Origin of the sequence: Vibrio inusitatus, assembly GCA_024346935.1 — a bacterium.
GTDB lineage: Bacteria > Pseudomonadota > Gammaproteobacteria > Enterobacterales > Vibrionaceae > Vibrio > Vibrio inusitatus.
Window position 1 is genome coordinate 612,252 of the sequence record AP024879.1, and the last position, 14,958, is coordinate 627,209.

Annotated in this window: 11 protein-coding genes; 7 read left to right on the forward strand and 4 right to left on the reverse strand. The window is 43.8% G+C overall.

The genetic code is table 11. From position 1 onward, the window contains the following. Positions 1-81 precede the first annotated feature (81 nt). The gene (locus tag OCU48_RS15810) at positions 82-2,448 is read left to right on the forward strand and encodes a bifunctional acetate--CoA ligase family protein/GNAT family N-acetyltransferase (RefSeq protein WP_141344776.1); all 2,367 of its coding nucleotides are present in this window, start codon (positions 82-84) and stop codon (positions 2,446-2,448) included. A 38-nt stretch (positions 2,449-2,486) separates the two neighbouring features. On the opposite strand, the gene OCU48_RS15815 is transcribed toward OCU48_RS15810, so the two are convergent. Beyond that, the gene (locus OCU48_RS15815) at positions 2,487-3,374 is read right to left on the reverse strand and encodes a LysR family transcriptional regulator (RefSeq protein ID WP_141344777.1); all 888 of its coding nucleotides are present in this window, start codon (positions 3,372-3,374) and stop codon (positions 2,487-2,489) included. Between the two features lie 433 nt (positions 3,375-3,807). Next, entirely contained in the window at positions 3,808-4,821 is a 1,014-nt protein-coding gene (gene galE, locus OCU48_RS15820; protein WP_141344778.1) for a UDP-glucose 4-epimerase GalE, read from the reverse strand. 229 nt (positions 4,822-5,050) lie between these two features. On the opposite strand from galE, the gene OCU48_RS15825 reads away from it, so the two are divergent. Genes OCU48_RS15825 through OCU48_RS15835 form a run of 3 tightly spaced genes read left to right on the forward strand, consistent with a single transcriptional unit; the run spans position 5,051 to position 7,427 of the window. Further along, positions 5,051-5,782, forward strand: coding sequence for a 5-oxoprolinase subunit PxpA (locus OCU48_RS15825; RefSeq protein ID WP_141344779.1), 732 nt, complete (start codon positions 5,051-5,053; stop codon positions 5,780-5,782). Beyond that, a complete protein-coding gene (pxpB, locus tag OCU48_RS15830) occupies positions 5,779-6,483 on the forward strand; it encodes a 5-oxoprolinase subunit PxpB (protein ID WP_141344780.1) in 705 nt (234 codons plus the stop codon). The genes OCU48_RS15825 and pxpB overlap by 4 nt, the downstream gene beginning before the upstream one ends. Then, positions 6,480-7,427: a 5-oxoprolinase subunit C family protein gene (locus OCU48_RS15835; RefSeq protein ID WP_141344781.1), complete on the forward strand. Its 948-nt coding sequence runs from the start codon at positions 6,480-6,482 to the stop codon at positions 7,425-7,427. Before pxpB ends, OCU48_RS15835 begins: the two co-directional genes overlap by 4 nt. A 360-nt stretch (positions 7,428-7,787) precedes the next feature. Here OCU48_RS15835 and OCU48_RS15840 read toward each other — a convergent pair whose 3' ends face one another. Together OCU48_RS15840 and OCU48_RS15845 are read right to left on the reverse strand one after the other, a co-directional pair. Further along, positions 7,788-10,244, reverse strand: coding sequence for an ABC transporter permease (locus OCU48_RS15840; protein WP_141344782.1), 2,457 nt, complete (start codon positions 10,242-10,244; stop codon positions 7,788-7,790). A 12-nt stretch (positions 10,245-10,256) separates the two neighbouring features. Continuing rightward, on the reverse strand, positions 10,257-10,970 hold the full coding sequence (locus OCU48_RS15845) for an ABC transporter ATP-binding protein (RefSeq protein WP_141344783.1): 714 nt from the start codon (positions 10,968-10,970) through the stop codon (positions 10,257-10,259). Between OCU48_RS15845 and OCU48_RS15850 the strand changes: the two genes are divergently transcribed. The 3 genes from OCU48_RS15850 (at position 10,969) to OCU48_RS15860 (ending at position 14,879) form a co-directional block, all read left to right on the forward strand. Then, complete coding sequence (locus tag OCU48_RS15850; protein WP_141344784.1) at positions 10,969-11,565, forward strand: arylesterase; 597 nt, start codon at positions 10,969-10,971, stop codon at positions 11,563-11,565. The genes OCU48_RS15845 and OCU48_RS15850 overlap by 2 nt on opposite strands. A gap of 44 nt (positions 11,566-11,609) precedes the next feature. Then, complete coding sequence (fabV, locus tag OCU48_RS15855; RefSeq protein WP_141344785.1) at positions 11,610-12,803, forward strand: enoyl-ACP reductase FabV; 1,194 nt, start codon at positions 11,610-11,612, stop codon at positions 12,801-12,803. 171 nt (positions 12,804-12,974) lie between these two features. Continuing rightward, positions 12,975-14,879 (forward strand): sensor domain-containing diguanylate cyclase, encoded by a 1,905-nt coding sequence (locus tag OCU48_RS15860; RefSeq protein WP_141344786.1) that lies wholly within the window; start codon positions 12,975-12,977, stop codon positions 14,877-14,879. Positions 14,880-14,958: the final 79 nt, after the last annotated feature.

A 14,958-nucleotide genomic window follows, 5' to 3' on the forward strand; every position in this document is an offset into this window, starting at 1 on the left:
TGACGAAGTGGCTAAAAATGTCACACTAGTTGCTGAAACAGCTTTAAAATTAAACAGATACCGTACCAAGGAATGACAAGTATGAGCCCAATGGATTCGCTGTTTAACCCAAATGCAATCGCCGTTATTGGTGCGTCAAATCGACCTATGTCCCCAGGGAAGGTCATTGTTGATAACCTCCTCCATTCTGGTTTTAACGGTACTGTTTTACCGGTGAATCCAAACCACACCTCCGTCTCTGGCGTGCTGTGTTATCCCAATGTTGAATCGCTGCCTTTAATTCCAGAACTGGCGATCATCTGCATCAACCATCAAGATCTCAATACTTTGTTTGGTGAACTTGATAGTAAGGGAATTAGAGCGGCTATTTTGATAGCGAACTCACTCTTTGATGAGATGCAGGCGAATGAAATCAAGCGCCTTTCAAAGCGACACAACATCAGAATGATTGGCCCAAACAGTCTTGGTATCTGCATGCCTTGGGCTGACCTAAATGCTTCTCTTTCTCCTGTGAGCGTAATGCCTGGGAAAATTGCATTTATTTCTCAATCCGGCGCAATCGCAACGACTGTTCTTGATTGGGCGAATGACAAAAAAATTGGGTTTTCTGCATTTGTTTCTATAGGCAGTATGGCGGATGTCAATGTCGCTGAAGTCATAGACTATCTATCCATGCACAGTAAAACAGAAGCGATTCTTTTGTACGTTGAGCATATTCAAGATGCACGGCGTTTTATGTCCGCAGCTCGTGCGGCTGCCCGTAATAAGAGAGTATTAGTCCTTAAGGCGGCTCGCTCACAAGTCGGTAAAGAACTTTCGATGTTGCACCATGGCGGGAGTAAGTCTCTTAATATAGTGTATGACTCAGCCTTTGACCGCTGTGGCCTTCTGCGCGTTCACTCCACTCATGAACTATTTGCCGCAGCCGAAACCCTAACTCACTCAATTCCTCTTAAAGGAAAACGTCTGGCAATGATAAGTAACGGCTCTGGCCCCGCCGTCATTGCTAGCGATGTTCTAAACCACTTGGGGGGGAAATTAGCTGAGTTTTCTGAGGAGACAATAACCGCGCTAAATAAGATTTCAAGCGAATGCACCATGAATCCCATAGATCTTTCTGGAGATATGCAAAGTAACAAATTACTAAGAGCATTTAGTCAATTGTTAGACAGCAAAGACATAGATGCAATTCTCATCATGTTTAGCCCCTCCGCGATAGCGGATCCATTAGACACCGCAACTAAGATACTCGATATCTACCAAAACCACCCAAATAGAAGACGAGTGAACCTGCTCACTAACTGGCTCGGTGAAACCTCAGCTAAAGACGCAAGAAGTCTATTTTCAAAGCACGGAGTACCAACCTACCGCACTCCAGAAAGCAGTGTAATGGCTTTCATGCATCTTGTGCGTTACCGTGCAAGCCAAGTTCAGTTAATGGAAACGCCACTATCTATAGAGCATCAAGCTGAAGCCGTGTTTAAAGCAAAGCAAATATTGTCTGAAAGCCCCACAGATACACTGTCAGCCGATAAAGCCGCACAACTATTAAACTGTTATCAAATTCAAACAGATCAGGGTCTAACGACTGATATTACTTTACACCTACAGTGTGATGCCACCTTTGGCCCAATCATACTCTTGGGTCGTAAGGGAGAGGTATGTGATAAACAGTTTGTAGCAGGATTTCCTCCGCTAAACCAAAAGTTGGCTGAAACACTCATAAAAAAAGCATTGAGGCGCGCTACTCTGACGCCGATAAGCTCTGGTCAATTTGAATCCCTAACCCAGACGCTTGTACGATTTTCTCAGCTTACTGTGGATTTGACACAAATCCAATCGATACACCTTAGAGGTGCATTCGACGAGTCAGAGCATCTTAATCTCGTGCCACAATCCATTGAGTTGGGGGAAAACCATAATCGTGTCTTAGCCATTAGACCATATCCAATAGAGCTCGAATCAATAGTTACTCTCAAGGACACTACTGAGGCGCTGTTGCGACCGATAAGACCTGAGGACGAGCCATTACACGCCCAGTTCATTAATAACGTCAGTAAAGAGGATTTGTATAAGCGTTTCTTTAGTGATGTTGGTGAGTTTGACCACCAAGCACTGGCTAACTTGACTCAAATTGATTACGACAGAGAAATGGCCTTGGTTTTAGAAAAAGAATCGCAGATTATCGGTGTAGTCAGAGCCATTACCGATATTAGAAGCAACAGCGCTGAATTCGCTGTGCTTATTCGGTCAGATATGAAGGGGCAAGGGTTAGGCCGAATACTGATGCAAGCCATTATCGATTATTGTCGCAATAAGGGTATTGCTCGTATAGACGGTATGACCATGCCATCGAATAAAGGTATGGTCACGCTTGCGCAGAAACTTGGATTTTCCACGCAAGTAGACTTTGAAGAAGGTGTTGTAGAGATGGCGCTACCCCTTTGATACCTTTTTATTGTGCACACTTGAAGTGATGCTCACCGTCACTTCAGGTGCCATTGCTTTGGCAAGTTACGAATCATCCAGCTTTTAGCCTTTCCCATCTGATTTCGCTTCCAGGCCATGATGATCGGTAATTCAGATTCTTTACTACCGCTGATCTGCTTAAGAAGCCCTGCTTCAATTTTGATTTTGGCAATATGTGAAGGGATTGTGCCTATACCTAAATTACTTTCTAATGCTTCTATCTTTGAAGCAAAATTCGTCACAGTAAGGCGTGGCTGCTTTTCAAAGACATTGATACTGCGTGTTGGCTTCGTTCTTGCTGAATCGGCAATAGCAATGACGCGATAATTCGATTGCGCTGCTTGATCAAACTTACCAACGCGTTTATGAACAAAATGTTCTGGAGCTGCAACCCAAGTTAAACCAATAGTGCCTATTGTTTCAATTTTTGCCTCAGGAAGAGAAATGTCTGTCATTGGAGCAATCAGGATATCTGCCCGTTCATACGCCAAAGCCTCCCATCCCCCAGCAAGTATCTCTTCTTGGAGCTTAAGACGTGTTTTGCTTTTTTTAGCCAATTTATCAACTAAAGGAAAGAAGTGCCCTACTGGAATTACACCATCAAAAGCTATCGTTAGGTCTAACTCCCAACCATTTGCAAGGCTGGTTGCATCATTAATCATATCTGCAGTAGCCGCGAGGATGACTCTCCCCTGATCTAACAGTATCTTCCCGGCTGGAGTAAGCTCTGCCCTGTGACCTGAGCGATCAAAGATAAACAAATCCAACTCTTGTTCGAGTTTTTGTATCTGGTAACTGAGCGAAGATGGTGCCCGATTTAATTCTTCTGCTGCAGCAGAAAAACTACCACGACGATCAATGGCGTCGAGGATATGCATGGCTTCAAGAGTGATTGGCGAAATCATTAACTTCCTTATCAAAGCTTATTTCGTGCTATTTAATCACTATGAACCATAAAGTCACTGCATTTCATCGAATATGTTGAAGCAAGACAAGAGAATTAAGGGAATCCCAACAATAAAATGAGTTATAAGGTGTTGATTTTTGCGACTATAGAAGAGTTATAGAAATAAAAAAACCAACTTTTGATAAGTTGGCTTTGAAATTTTGCAATCAATAAAAGAAAAAACAAAAAGTTGGATTATTGCAAAATAAACCGAGCTTATTTGTTTGCTTTTATTTCTTTAGTAACCATTACTACTGAAGCTGCGATAAATGCCACGATTAGTGCTAGTTCCATAATTTTCACCACCTGATATCAAAGAGTTATTAAGATTTGTTAATTTCTAAAAACAATTGTAACACTCCGTGGCAAAAATATTATCTGTTTATTCGGAATTATTCGGGGTAACCCTTCGGATTTTCCGATTGCCAACGCCAAGTGTCTTCACTCATTTCTTGTAAAGTACGGGTTGCTTTCCAACCTAAAACAGCTTCAGCCTTGGCTGGATCTGCCCAACATTCGGCAATATCACCAGGTCTGCGTGGTGCAATCTTGTATGCAATGTTAGTACCGCTTGCTTGTTCAAAAGCCTTAACCATATCTAGAACACTTGTACCATTACCAGTACCTAGGTTAAAAATGTGCAGCCCAGGTTCATTGCCAACCCTTTGCAAGGCAGCAATGTGTCCATCAGACAAATCCATTACATGAATATAATCACGAACTCCCGTACCATCAGGCGTTGCGTAGTCATCCCCAAATACGGACAGGTATTCACGACGACCAACAGCAACTTGAGATACAAATGGCATCAAATTATTTGGGATGCCTTGAGGATCTTCACCTAGATGTCCTGTTGGGTGAGAACCCACAGGGTTGAAGTAACGTAACAGAGTGATACTCCAATCTGTGTTAGCTGCTTGAAAATCCGTAAGGCACTCTTCTACCATTAGTTTGCTACGACCGTAGGGGTTTGTAGCACTTGTTGGGAAGTCTTCGGTAATAGGCACTGATGCAGGATCACCGTACACAGTGGCAGAAGAAGAAAATACCAATCTTTTAACTCCCGCCTCTCTCATCGCATCCACCAGCACAAGTGTACCGTTGACGTTGTTGTCGTAATACTCCAACGGTTTAGCCACTGACTCACCGACAGCTTTCAATCCTGCAAAGTGAATAACCGCACCGATATTGTGCTGCTGCATTGCCTTAACCAGTAAGGCTTTATCTCTGATATCGCCTTCAACAAACTGCACATTTTGACCCGATACAAGGCTGATACGCTGATTTACGCTTGCCTTGCTGTTATATAGATTGTCAAAAATTACAGGTGTCATCCCTGCTTCTAAAAGCTGTATGCAAGTATGGCTGCCAATATAGCCCATACCGCCAGTAACAAGTACATTCATGAGTTTTACCAACTGATTGATTTATAGTTAAGAGTACCAAATTTTTGTAAAGGTTTGAATTTTCCAACCCTGTTGCGTCACAGAAAGGACGATGTATAAACGCTAAATTGGTCAAAAACTCTCGTTTATTGTTATTCTTTACTGTACAGAGAATTAATTTGATAAACCGTAACAACATCATAGAGTTGCTGGCAGTACGAGTCTATCGCGCAGTGTAAAAGAGGAACCAATGAAACTAAATTGTGATATGGGTGAAAGCTTAGGCGCATGGACAATGGGCAATGATGCTCAGATCATGCCCTATATCGATATGGCAAATATCGCCTGTGGTTTTCACGCCTCAGATCCTGACATTATGTCGGATACTGTAGCCCTCGCAAAACAACACGGAGTCTCTATCGGTGCGCATCCAGGATATGCGGATTTACAAGGCTTTGGCAGACGTTCTATTTTTCACACCAGCGCTCAGATCACCCACCTTATGCTCTATCAAGTGGGCGCTTTGCAGGGTATCTGCAAGTTGCATCACGTCAATGTCGACTACATAAAACCCCATGGCGCCCTGTATAACGACATGATGAAGGATGTTGAACTGTTCAAAGGCGTTATTGAAGCGGCGAAACAACTTCAATTGCCTGTGATGATACTGGCAACGGACAATTTAGACTATTTACACATCGCACAACAAGCGAATGTTCCTCTCATTCATGAAGGGTTTGTCGATAGGCGCTACACCAATGATAAACAACTTGCTGCGCGCACAGCAAAGGGGGCTGTCATTGAAAGTCTTGATGATGTGAAAAGCCAAGCATTATCATTGATTAGAGGCGCGATGTTTAACAGCATCGATAATGTATCGATTCAAGTAGAGGCGGATACGCTGTGCATTCACGGCGACGGCGGTGATGCCCTTGTCTTTACTCAACATCTTCGTAAGTTAATTGATGAGCATGCCACGTGAGCGTTATCGAAAAATATAAACTGCATATAGAACCGGTGGGAGAATGCGCTATTTTGCTTCGGTTTGCAGATAAGATAGATGAGTCTTTGCCCCCATATATCGCTCGTTTAGCTAAAATTCTAAACCATAATCTAACACCTGCACCCATTAATGCGGTGCCGTCCTACACGACCTTATTCCTTGAGTTCTCTGTATTGGAATTTGATTACACTCTTTTGCACAGGCAACTTCACTCTTTAACACTAAATTCAAATATTAGCCAAAACCATGCCTTAACAAATACCATTGAAATCCCCGTCTATTATGGTGAAGAAGTTGCACTAGATGCTACTCGGTTTTCTAAAGAAAAGGGGTTGTCGTTACAGCAGTTACAAGAAATCCATACTTGTGCAGAGTATCAAGTGCATGCTTTGGGTTTTGCGCCTGGGTTTGCCTTTATGGCAGAAACACCGAAGTCACTACAATTACCGCGACTTGATTCGCCAAGACCCATCGTAGCGAAAGGCAGTGTGGCTATTGCAGGTCCTCAAACCGCTGTGTACCCAGAAGAAAGCCCAGGTGGTTGGAATATCATTGGCAGAACGCCAATCGAGCTATACAGTCCCCAACAGCAACCAATGACTTTATTGTCTCCAGGTGACACGGTTCGCTTTACTGCTATTTCTAAACGCCTCTTTATTGAGCTGGGCGGTAAATTATGAACAAGGTGCTCACCGTACTCAAAACAAACACACTCACAAGCATTCAAGATCAAGGACGCTTTGGATACGCACATTTAGGTATTACACAAGGTGGTGTAGCTGATGAGTATTCGTTTCATTGGGCAAATAAGTTACTGGAAAACCCTTTTTCAAGTTCGGTTATCGAAACCAGCCTTGGAGGTCTTGAAGCCGAATTTCAGCAAAATTCTTGGTTTGCAATAACGGGAGCAATGGATAACGCCTATCTAGATGACATCAAAGTGCCAAATTGGAGTCGTATATGGGCCAAGCGCGGTCAACGCCTTAGCGTTAGAATGCCACGCATGGGTTTAAGGAACTACATAGCTCTTCCCTCAGGGATCAAAGCACCGTTGCATCATGGAAGTTCAGCTACAGTAACGAAAGACCGCTTAGGAGGCTTACACAGCGATGGGCAAGGATTAAGAGCAGGCGATGACCTATATTGTTTTGCCCTTTCAGAAAAACAATATAAACCAATCAGTGTTTCTTCGAAATTCATCCCAGACTTTGCACCATCATCGATCATACAGCTTCGGCTTTTACTGGGCTCTCAACATCTTTTATTTGATCAAAATGCTACACCAACTCTATACGAAGCCACTTATAGCGTCGCCAGCCAAAGTAATAAAATGGGCTATCAGTTGACCGGACACCCTATTGCTGTTCCAAAACAGCATTTGATATCAGAACCGATTGCCCTGGGGGCCGTGCAAGTCCTTCCTAGTGGTCAGCCTATTATCATGCTGTGCGAGCGACAAACTATCGGTGGCTACCACAAACTCGGGACAGTCGCTAGGCTTGACCTTGCTAAACTCGCCCAAACAAAACCCGGAGCCAAAATCCGATTTATCCCAACAGATGTAAACTTCTGCCTTAACGAATACAAAAATTGGTTAAAATTTTTCCAAAAAAAAGCACCATAAAAAAGCACAAAATAATCAAAAAAATGCTTGACCTATTTCCGCGAAAAAACTGATTTTATGGCATTGTGAATAACGGAGTTTACGAAACCTTGAATTGCTATAGGTTAAGGCGCAGTTCAAGGATGAACTGCGAAGAGTTATCCAACTAGTTATCCACAATTAGTGTGGATAACCATTTTGGTGCGAATGCTTGATACGCTTAGAATGCTAGTGATTTGCAATAACATTAGTGGATAAAAATCACCTAATTCTGTTAACTTTCTTACAAAACTTTCTAGTAGCCTAATGAGGTAAAGGGTTTAGAGCATATTGTTACTTATCGGCAAATACAGCACAGTAAATGCACCTAACCCTCTTAGCCTACAATGCGCCATTTTTCACTGGTAGTAATAATTGTTTAATCAAGCTGTTTACAACTAAGGCTAAAATCAAAAATGTCAGAAGCGGAAGTGTAAACCACAGCTGCGGATGCACTCGAGCCGATAAATCAAAGCCCCAGTATAGCAACCCACTAACGCTTGCTTCAGCACCCAAACTCGCCACCAGACCAGCAATGAGCGCCATTAGGCCATACTCGCACCAAAGTGTTGTAGAAATGCGCTTTTTGCTCGCCCCCAGCGTGCGATACAAACGGATTTCCAGTTGTCTTTGCGAGATGCTCAGGCGTAACAGCGTAAATATCAATAGTAACCCTGCTACTACCCCAAGGGCAGCCAAAACGGTAATAGACCAAATAATCTGAGAGAGAAGAGATTGAATCTTGTCTCCCATCTTTCTGATATCAAGCAAACTAACCGTTGGATGTTGAGATGAAAGGGTTTGTATCATAGCATCATGCTTTGGTTCTATTCGGTATGACACCATAAATGCCCCCGGCATTTGCTGTGCGTATTGAGGGGCAAAGATGAAGTAGAAGTTTGGCTTCATTTCACGCCATTCCACCTTGCGAATACTATTAACCACAGCCTCTACTTCCTGACCATTGATGACAAACACCAGTTTGTCTCCAATCTTAAGATCAAGAGCTGAAGCCACTTCTGATTCTACAGAGACACCATTAGTGCTACCCCACGTACCCTCGAGTAATTCATTGTAATCAGGCAAATCATTAGCCCAAGTAAGATTAAGCTCACGACGCACAGCGTCAGTGTCTTGATTGTCCTCTGAAACCTGTTTAGCGTCTATCTCGTTAATTTTGCTCAAACGACCGCGAATAATGGGAAAAGCTTGGGAGCGTTCAATGTTTTCTGCATCTAATTGGCGTAGATACTCATCCACTTCATAAGGGGCGATGTTGATGGCAAATGCATTCGGTGCATTCTTTGGAAGCGTGCTTTGCCAATCTTGTAAGAGATCGGTACGCACCAACCATACAATGGCAAGAAGCATCAATGATAATGCCAACGCGCCAAATTGCAGCCCACTCGCTAATGATGAACGGTTCAGGCGACTGACCGCAAGAGCCATCGCTGGGCTTAGTTTGAGTTTTCCGATGAGCTTTGAAATCATCATTGCGACCCCGGACAACACTACAAAGAGCGCAGCCATTCCTGCTAGTACTATCCAAACCAATGTATTGGTTGCATACACCGCAAGCATTGGGATAACAGGCACCAACACAAGCCACCAACTTCGACCGTTGTGTTGCTTTACCGGTTGTAAAACGTTGGTTGCCGAAGTATTCAACAAATTGATCATCGGTATACCAAGGGCGGGCACGCCAATCAAAAAACAACTAGAGATAGCAATCAACATTGGAGTGACGCCGTAACTAGGTAAAGGATCAGGGAGTAAATCAGCTAATGGCACACGAAGCAGTACTTCCAGCACGTAGCCAATCGCTACACCAAATACAACCCCTGTGATAAACAAAAGAAGCACCTGAATCACAAGCCATCGCGCGATCCATTTCTTGCTTGCCCCTATACTCTTTAACATGGCAATAGTTTGCCGACGCCCTGCCACATAATGCTGACAGGTCAATACTAGGGTAGTTGTAGCCATTATGACCACTATCGCCACAGTCAAAGAGAGATACTGAGTGGTTCGCGTGAACATATCATTAGTACGACTGCGGCTGTTTTGGTCTCTCCAGCGATCGCTAGGAGATAATTCCACCTTATCTTTCAAGGCTTGTAGCTGGGCTTCAGGTCCCGTGAAAAACTGCTGATAACGCACCCTTGAACCCTGTTGCAGCGCACCGGTGCGTTCTATATCACTAGAGTGTATGAGCGCAGTGGGCATTTGCTGGAAAGGATTGAAACTGAGCCCAGGCTGCTGCTCTATTGTCCCGTTTAACGTAAAGTCAGCGTCACCAATAGTGACAGTGTCACCTTGCTTAACGTCTAACGCCAGCATTGCTTGTTCTTCCAACCACAATTCACCCTTGCGAAGATGAGAAGCAGTGCGTTCGCTCGATGCCAACACCAAATCGCCGCGCAGTGGGTACGCGTCATCAACGGCTTTGACCGAAACCAATAACATCTCTTCGTCGCCAAATGCCATAGTGGCAAAGCTCACCATAGAAGCCACGCCAATGTCTGGTAACAATGACTCGGTATTTAATTCTTCAGGAACTGGATTTGCGGAGCGATACACTAAGTCAGCAGTTAGGGCATCTCTGCCCTGCTTAACAATAACTTGCTCCATTCTCTCAGCTAAAGCAGACAAAGCGAACACACACGCAATGATAAGAGTGAGTGCAACGGATATAGGCCACAACTGGCCGTGGCGAATTTCTTTAAAGCTCCAAGCGAGTAAGCGCCTGTTTAACTTTGCATTTGCCTGGGGTATTGAGGCGACCTGTGATTGCTCCATAGTGCCCCCCTCCTAAGCCAACTGCGCAGAATCTGACTCATCACTGCGCACTGTCCCACCCTCTAGGTGTCCAGATTGCATAGTGAACACTCTGTCACATCGCGAGGCCAACGCATTGTCGTGGGTGACCATGATCAAAGTGGTTCCGTGTTGCTTATTGAGCGCAAACAATTGCTCTACGATATTTTGCGCGGTGTGTTGGTCTAAATTACCGGTCGGTTCGTCAGCAAACAGTATTTGAGGGCGTAGCATAAAGGCTCGAGCTAAGGCTACACGTTGCTGCTCCCCACCAGAAAGTTGAGACGGAAGATGGTCTAAACGGTTTTCTAAGCCAACGGAGACAAGCAAGTCTTGAGCTCGCTTAACATCTTCAGCTTCCCCCCTTAGCAAACAAGGCAGTGTTACATTCTCTAAGGCGCTAAGGCTTGGGATCAACAGGAAGCTTTGGAATACAAACCCAATATATCGACTGCGTATATCAGCGCGTTGTTCGTCATCAAGCTCAGACAGCGCATGCCCCAACAATTCCACTTCACCTTCACTAGACACATCTAATCCAGCCAACAGAGTCATTAGCGTAGATTTACCAGCACCTGAGGCACCAACAATCGCCACACTTTCTCCCGCATGAATGTCCAAATTTACATTCTGCAGGATTGTTAAATGCTCTTGTTTGGTAGAGACTGTTTTAGATACCGATTGAGCCTTAATTACGGATGTAGTCATGATACGTGTGCTTTCCTTTATTTTACTGTTTTTATCCATAAATGCTAGCGCCGCGAATTTATTGGTACTCGGTGATAGCCTTAGCGCTGGTTACCAAATGCCTATCGAAAAGGCGTGGCCAACTTTGTTGCCAAAAGAGCTTTCACAACGTGGTCATCAAATGAGAATCATTAACGGTAGCATATCTGGCGATACCACAGGTAATGGTTTAACACGTCTTCCTGCCCTTTTAGAACAGCATCGCCCGGACTACGTACTCATTGAACTCGGTGCCAATGATGGCTTGCGAGGTTTCCCCCCTAAACTGATCAAAGATAACCTAACGAAACTGATTGATCTCAGTGAAGAAAGTGGCGCTAAAGTCATTGTTATGCAAATACAAGTCCCACCTAATTATGGCAAGCGCTATACGCAAGCTTTTGAACAAGTCTATCCTAGCGTAACTAATGACAAGAGCGTTGATTTAATTCCTTTTTTTCTGGCTGAAATTATTACTGATTCGGATTTAATGATGCAAGATGGCCTACATCCAAAGGCGAACGCTCAACCATGGATCGCGGAATTTGTGGCTCAGCAGCTGTCACCTCTTTTGTAATTCCAGACTTTATTATAACTCCCGACTTAGAGAGAAGTGATTAGATGAAGATTGAACCTATCATCAAAGGCGTCGTTGCTCGCTCTGCACACCCAGCAGGTTGTGAGCAAGCTATCAAAAATCAGATAGCGTTTGTTTCTCGATCAAAGATGATTACTCAAGGCCCCAAAAGGGTTTTGATTTTGGGTGGCTCATCTGGATTTGGGCTAGCGTCTCGCATTGCGCTGACCTTTGGGGGCGCAAAAGCAGATACATTAGCAGTCTCATTCGAACGAGGTCCCTCAGAAAAAGGCGTTGGTAGCGCCGGGTGGTACAACAATATCTACTTCAAGCAACAGGCTAATAAAGTTGGCTCTAAGGCCATTAACATTATCGGTGACGCCTTCTCCGAGACAATCAGGCAGCAAGTCATCGATACAATACAACAACAATTCGATGGTAAGGTCGATTTGATTGTGTACAGCCTTGCGACCGGTGTACGTCCAAAACCCAATTCTGATGAAATGTGGCACTCTGCCATTAAACCCATAGGAGAAACACTCACAGGCGCAAGCGTGAATATTGAACACGACTCATGGCATGAATCTGAACTGCCTCCCGCCTCAGACCAAGAAATATTAGACACCCAAAAAGTAATGGGCGGCGAAGATTGGGAGAGTTGGATAGATTTTCTTATTAACCATGATGCTATCGCCCCACAGTGCCAAACTATCGCCTTCTCTTACATTGGACCACAATGTACACATGCGATTTATCATCAAGGTACACTAGGTAGAGCTAAGGTCGATCTCCACCAAACTAGCCATGCGTTAAACCTTAAACTTGCAGCCTTCAATGGTGGCGCCTACGCATGCGTTTGTAAGGCATTGGTCACCAAGGCAAGTGTTTTTATCCCGACATTCTCTCCGTACGTTCTAGCTCTCTACAGGTCAATGAAAGATCAAAGATTGCATGAGACCTGCATTGAACAAATGCAACGCTTGTTTAACTCTAAGCTTTATCCCGCACCTGTCGTTGATGGTGAACGCTTGATTCGCATGGATGAATGGGAACTTAAAGAGTCCGTTCAAAGGCAAGTTGCACAAATACTTCCCAAACTTAATGAGACTAACTTTAAACAACTGGGCGATTACCAAGGGTTTAAAGCCGAGTTTATGCAACTCAATGGTTTTGACATTGAAGACGTGGATTACGAGCAAGAATATTCACTTAACGAGTTAAAATCGCTTACGCCATAAACGTACTTTAAATACACATCAAGTACTTACGGCTATCTTAGCGATAGCCTTGTTATCCTTACTGCGAATTGAGCAAAGCAGACTATCCTTATATATTGGAGAGCGGGCTTTATTAGAACCATGTATTAACGTACTCGCTTATCATGGAATAGCTAAGTAACGGAATACATCATGGCGAGAGTCAACACACAAAAGCTTGAGGTGCCCGACAAAATCTACGGATCTTGGCAAGATATGCTAGAGATTCTTTCTCAGTACGCTCGAGTTCCCGTTGCGATGGTCAATAGGCTCAACCAAAGTCACTTAGATATTTTCTGCAGCAACCATCATACGGATAACCCTTTTAAAATGGGCGATTCCTTCGCCCTTGGTGGGCATCATTTTTGCGAAACAACACTAAAAACTGATTCTATTTTAGTGGTAAACGACAGATATAAAGATCCGAGTTGGCAAAATATTACCGAGCCACTGGACGACGACATGGTGTCATATCTAGGTATCCCCCTACATTGGCCTAACGGTACTCCCTTTGGCACCCTATCCATCTTAGATAACAAGCCCAATTGCTTTAAGATTTCGGTGCGTGAATTACTATCGGTGTTCAAAGACTCGGTAGAAGCTCAGCTCACTGTAATTTTTCAAAATCAAAAGCTCCAGTTGATTAACAGAGATCTACAGTCAAGAATCCAAAATCGCACAGTAGAACTGGCTAATCTCAGTTATCAACTCGACAAAGAAGCGACTAAGCGTAAGCAACTCGAACGAGAAGTGCATTATCAGCAGCACCATGATGTCGGCAGTGGTCTCTTAAATGCAAAGGCTTGGGAGCTAGAAACCAACCGAGTAGTCAATCATGCCGATCTTTACCATCAAGAAGTAGCCGTTTTCTACTTAGGCATTAGTAACGGACACCGAATTCAAATCGACATGGGTGCAGAAACCCTAGACCAAATTATTAAGCAGTTGAAAGATAAGCTCGGGCAGCTAACCCCACACAAGCAACTGTGCGCACGGCCTCGTTCAAATGATATCGCCTTCACGTTACTTTCTCTTAGTAGCAGCAAAAACTATGACACTATCATTCAAAGAATCATGGACATTACCTCTCAGGATTTCGATGTCCCATCAGGAAAAGTTCGATTACAGGTCTATGTCGGCGTTTCATTGAGCCATCCACAACACAGCCAACAAAACCTTGCATTGACCGTTCAAGCATTCCAAACCATGCAAAACGCTCGAGAATCGGGCAAGCGAATCTTGTTTTATGATGATAACCAAAACGACAGCAGCACTCGTTTAAACCGCTTAGAAAGCTATTTTATGGAATCTATCCGTGATGATGCGATCAAATTGTTCTATCAACCACAAATTGCGCTAAATAACCGACAGTGGAACAGTGCCAGTACATCGTTACGTTGGGACCACCCTATCTTAGGTAACGTCTCTGAACTGTCTATCAATCAACTCTGCGATCAACCCGAAATTGCTGATGCCATGTGCCACTTTATTGTTAAAAAATCTATCGATATCGCACAGCAATGGCGAGCCATTAAATCGTCCTTTCGTATTGCAGTAAAACTCAACGCTTGCCAATTGGCATCTCACGACTTACCCGAACTTCTTGCAAAATGGCTAAAATCGGCACACCTTTCGGGCGACTGCCTTGAAATAGAAGTGTCTGAGAAACAACTGTTTGCCAATGAAGGTTCTCTGCAACCAACTCTCGAACAGCTATCAGCTCTAGGTGTTCAGCTTACTCTATGTGATTTTGGGCATGGCCATGCTTCCTTTAGTTACCTGAAACACAGTCCTTTCAAGCGCATTAAAATTGACAAATCCTTTACTGATAACCTTCAGCACAGTTCCGAAGATCGCGCCTTTTTACATTCGCTAATGCAAATCACAACAAAGCTCGGACTTGATACTGTACTCACAGGCGTAGAAACAAAAGAGCAAGAACAGTGGTTAATGCAGTTTGACACCCCCTATGCTGAGGGAAAAATGTACTACGGACCAATGACCCGTAAAGACTTTGAACAATCCTTATGCCGACAGATAGAAATTAATCTTCATTAGGTACGTAGCCTGTGTAATTTTCTGAACATCTGCGGCCTAGGATTGTTATAATCGCGAAATGCTTGAAATCTAGGGTTCC

What these genes read in the sequence shown, in the direction of transcription:
- OCU48_RS15810 (WP_141344776.1), top strand. Translation starts at nt 82, where the DNA reads ATGAGCCCAATGGATTCGCTGTTTAACCCAAATGCAATCGCCGTTATT.
- OCU48_RS15815 (WP_141344777.1), bottom strand. Translation starts at nt 3,374, where the DNA reads ATGATTTCGCCAATCACTCTTGAAGCCATGCATATCCTCGACGCCATT.
- galE (WP_141344778.1), bottom strand. Translation starts at nt 4,821, where the DNA reads ATGAATGTACTTGTTACTGGCGGTATGGGCTATATTGGCAGCCATACT.
- OCU48_RS15825 (WP_141344779.1), top strand. Translation starts at nt 5,051, where the DNA reads ATGAAACTAAATTGTGATATGGGTGAAAGCTTAGGCGCATGGACAATG.
- OCU48_RS15835 (WP_141344781.1), top strand. Translation starts at nt 6,480, where the DNA reads ATGAACAAGGTGCTCACCGTACTCAAAACAAACACACTCACAAGCATT.
- OCU48_RS15840 (WP_141344782.1), bottom strand. Translation starts at nt 10,244, where the DNA reads ATGGAGCAATCACAGGTCGCCTCAATACCCCAGGCAAATGCAAAGTTA.
- OCU48_RS15850 (WP_141344784.1), top strand. Translation starts at nt 10,969, where the DNA reads ATGATACGTGTGCTTTCCTTTATTTTACTGTTTTTATCCATAAATGCT.
- OCU48_RS15845 (WP_141344783.1), bottom strand. Translation starts at nt 10,970, where the DNA reads ATGACTACATCCGTAATTAAGGCTCAATCGGTATCTAAAACAGTCTCT.
- fabV (WP_141344785.1), top strand. Translation starts at nt 11,610, where the DNA reads ATGAAGATTGAACCTATCATCAAAGGCGTCGTTGCTCGCTCTGCACAC.
- OCU48_RS15860 (WP_141344786.1), top strand. Translation starts at nt 12,975, where the DNA reads ATGGCGAGAGTCAACACACAAAAGCTTGAGGTGCCCGACAAAATCTAC.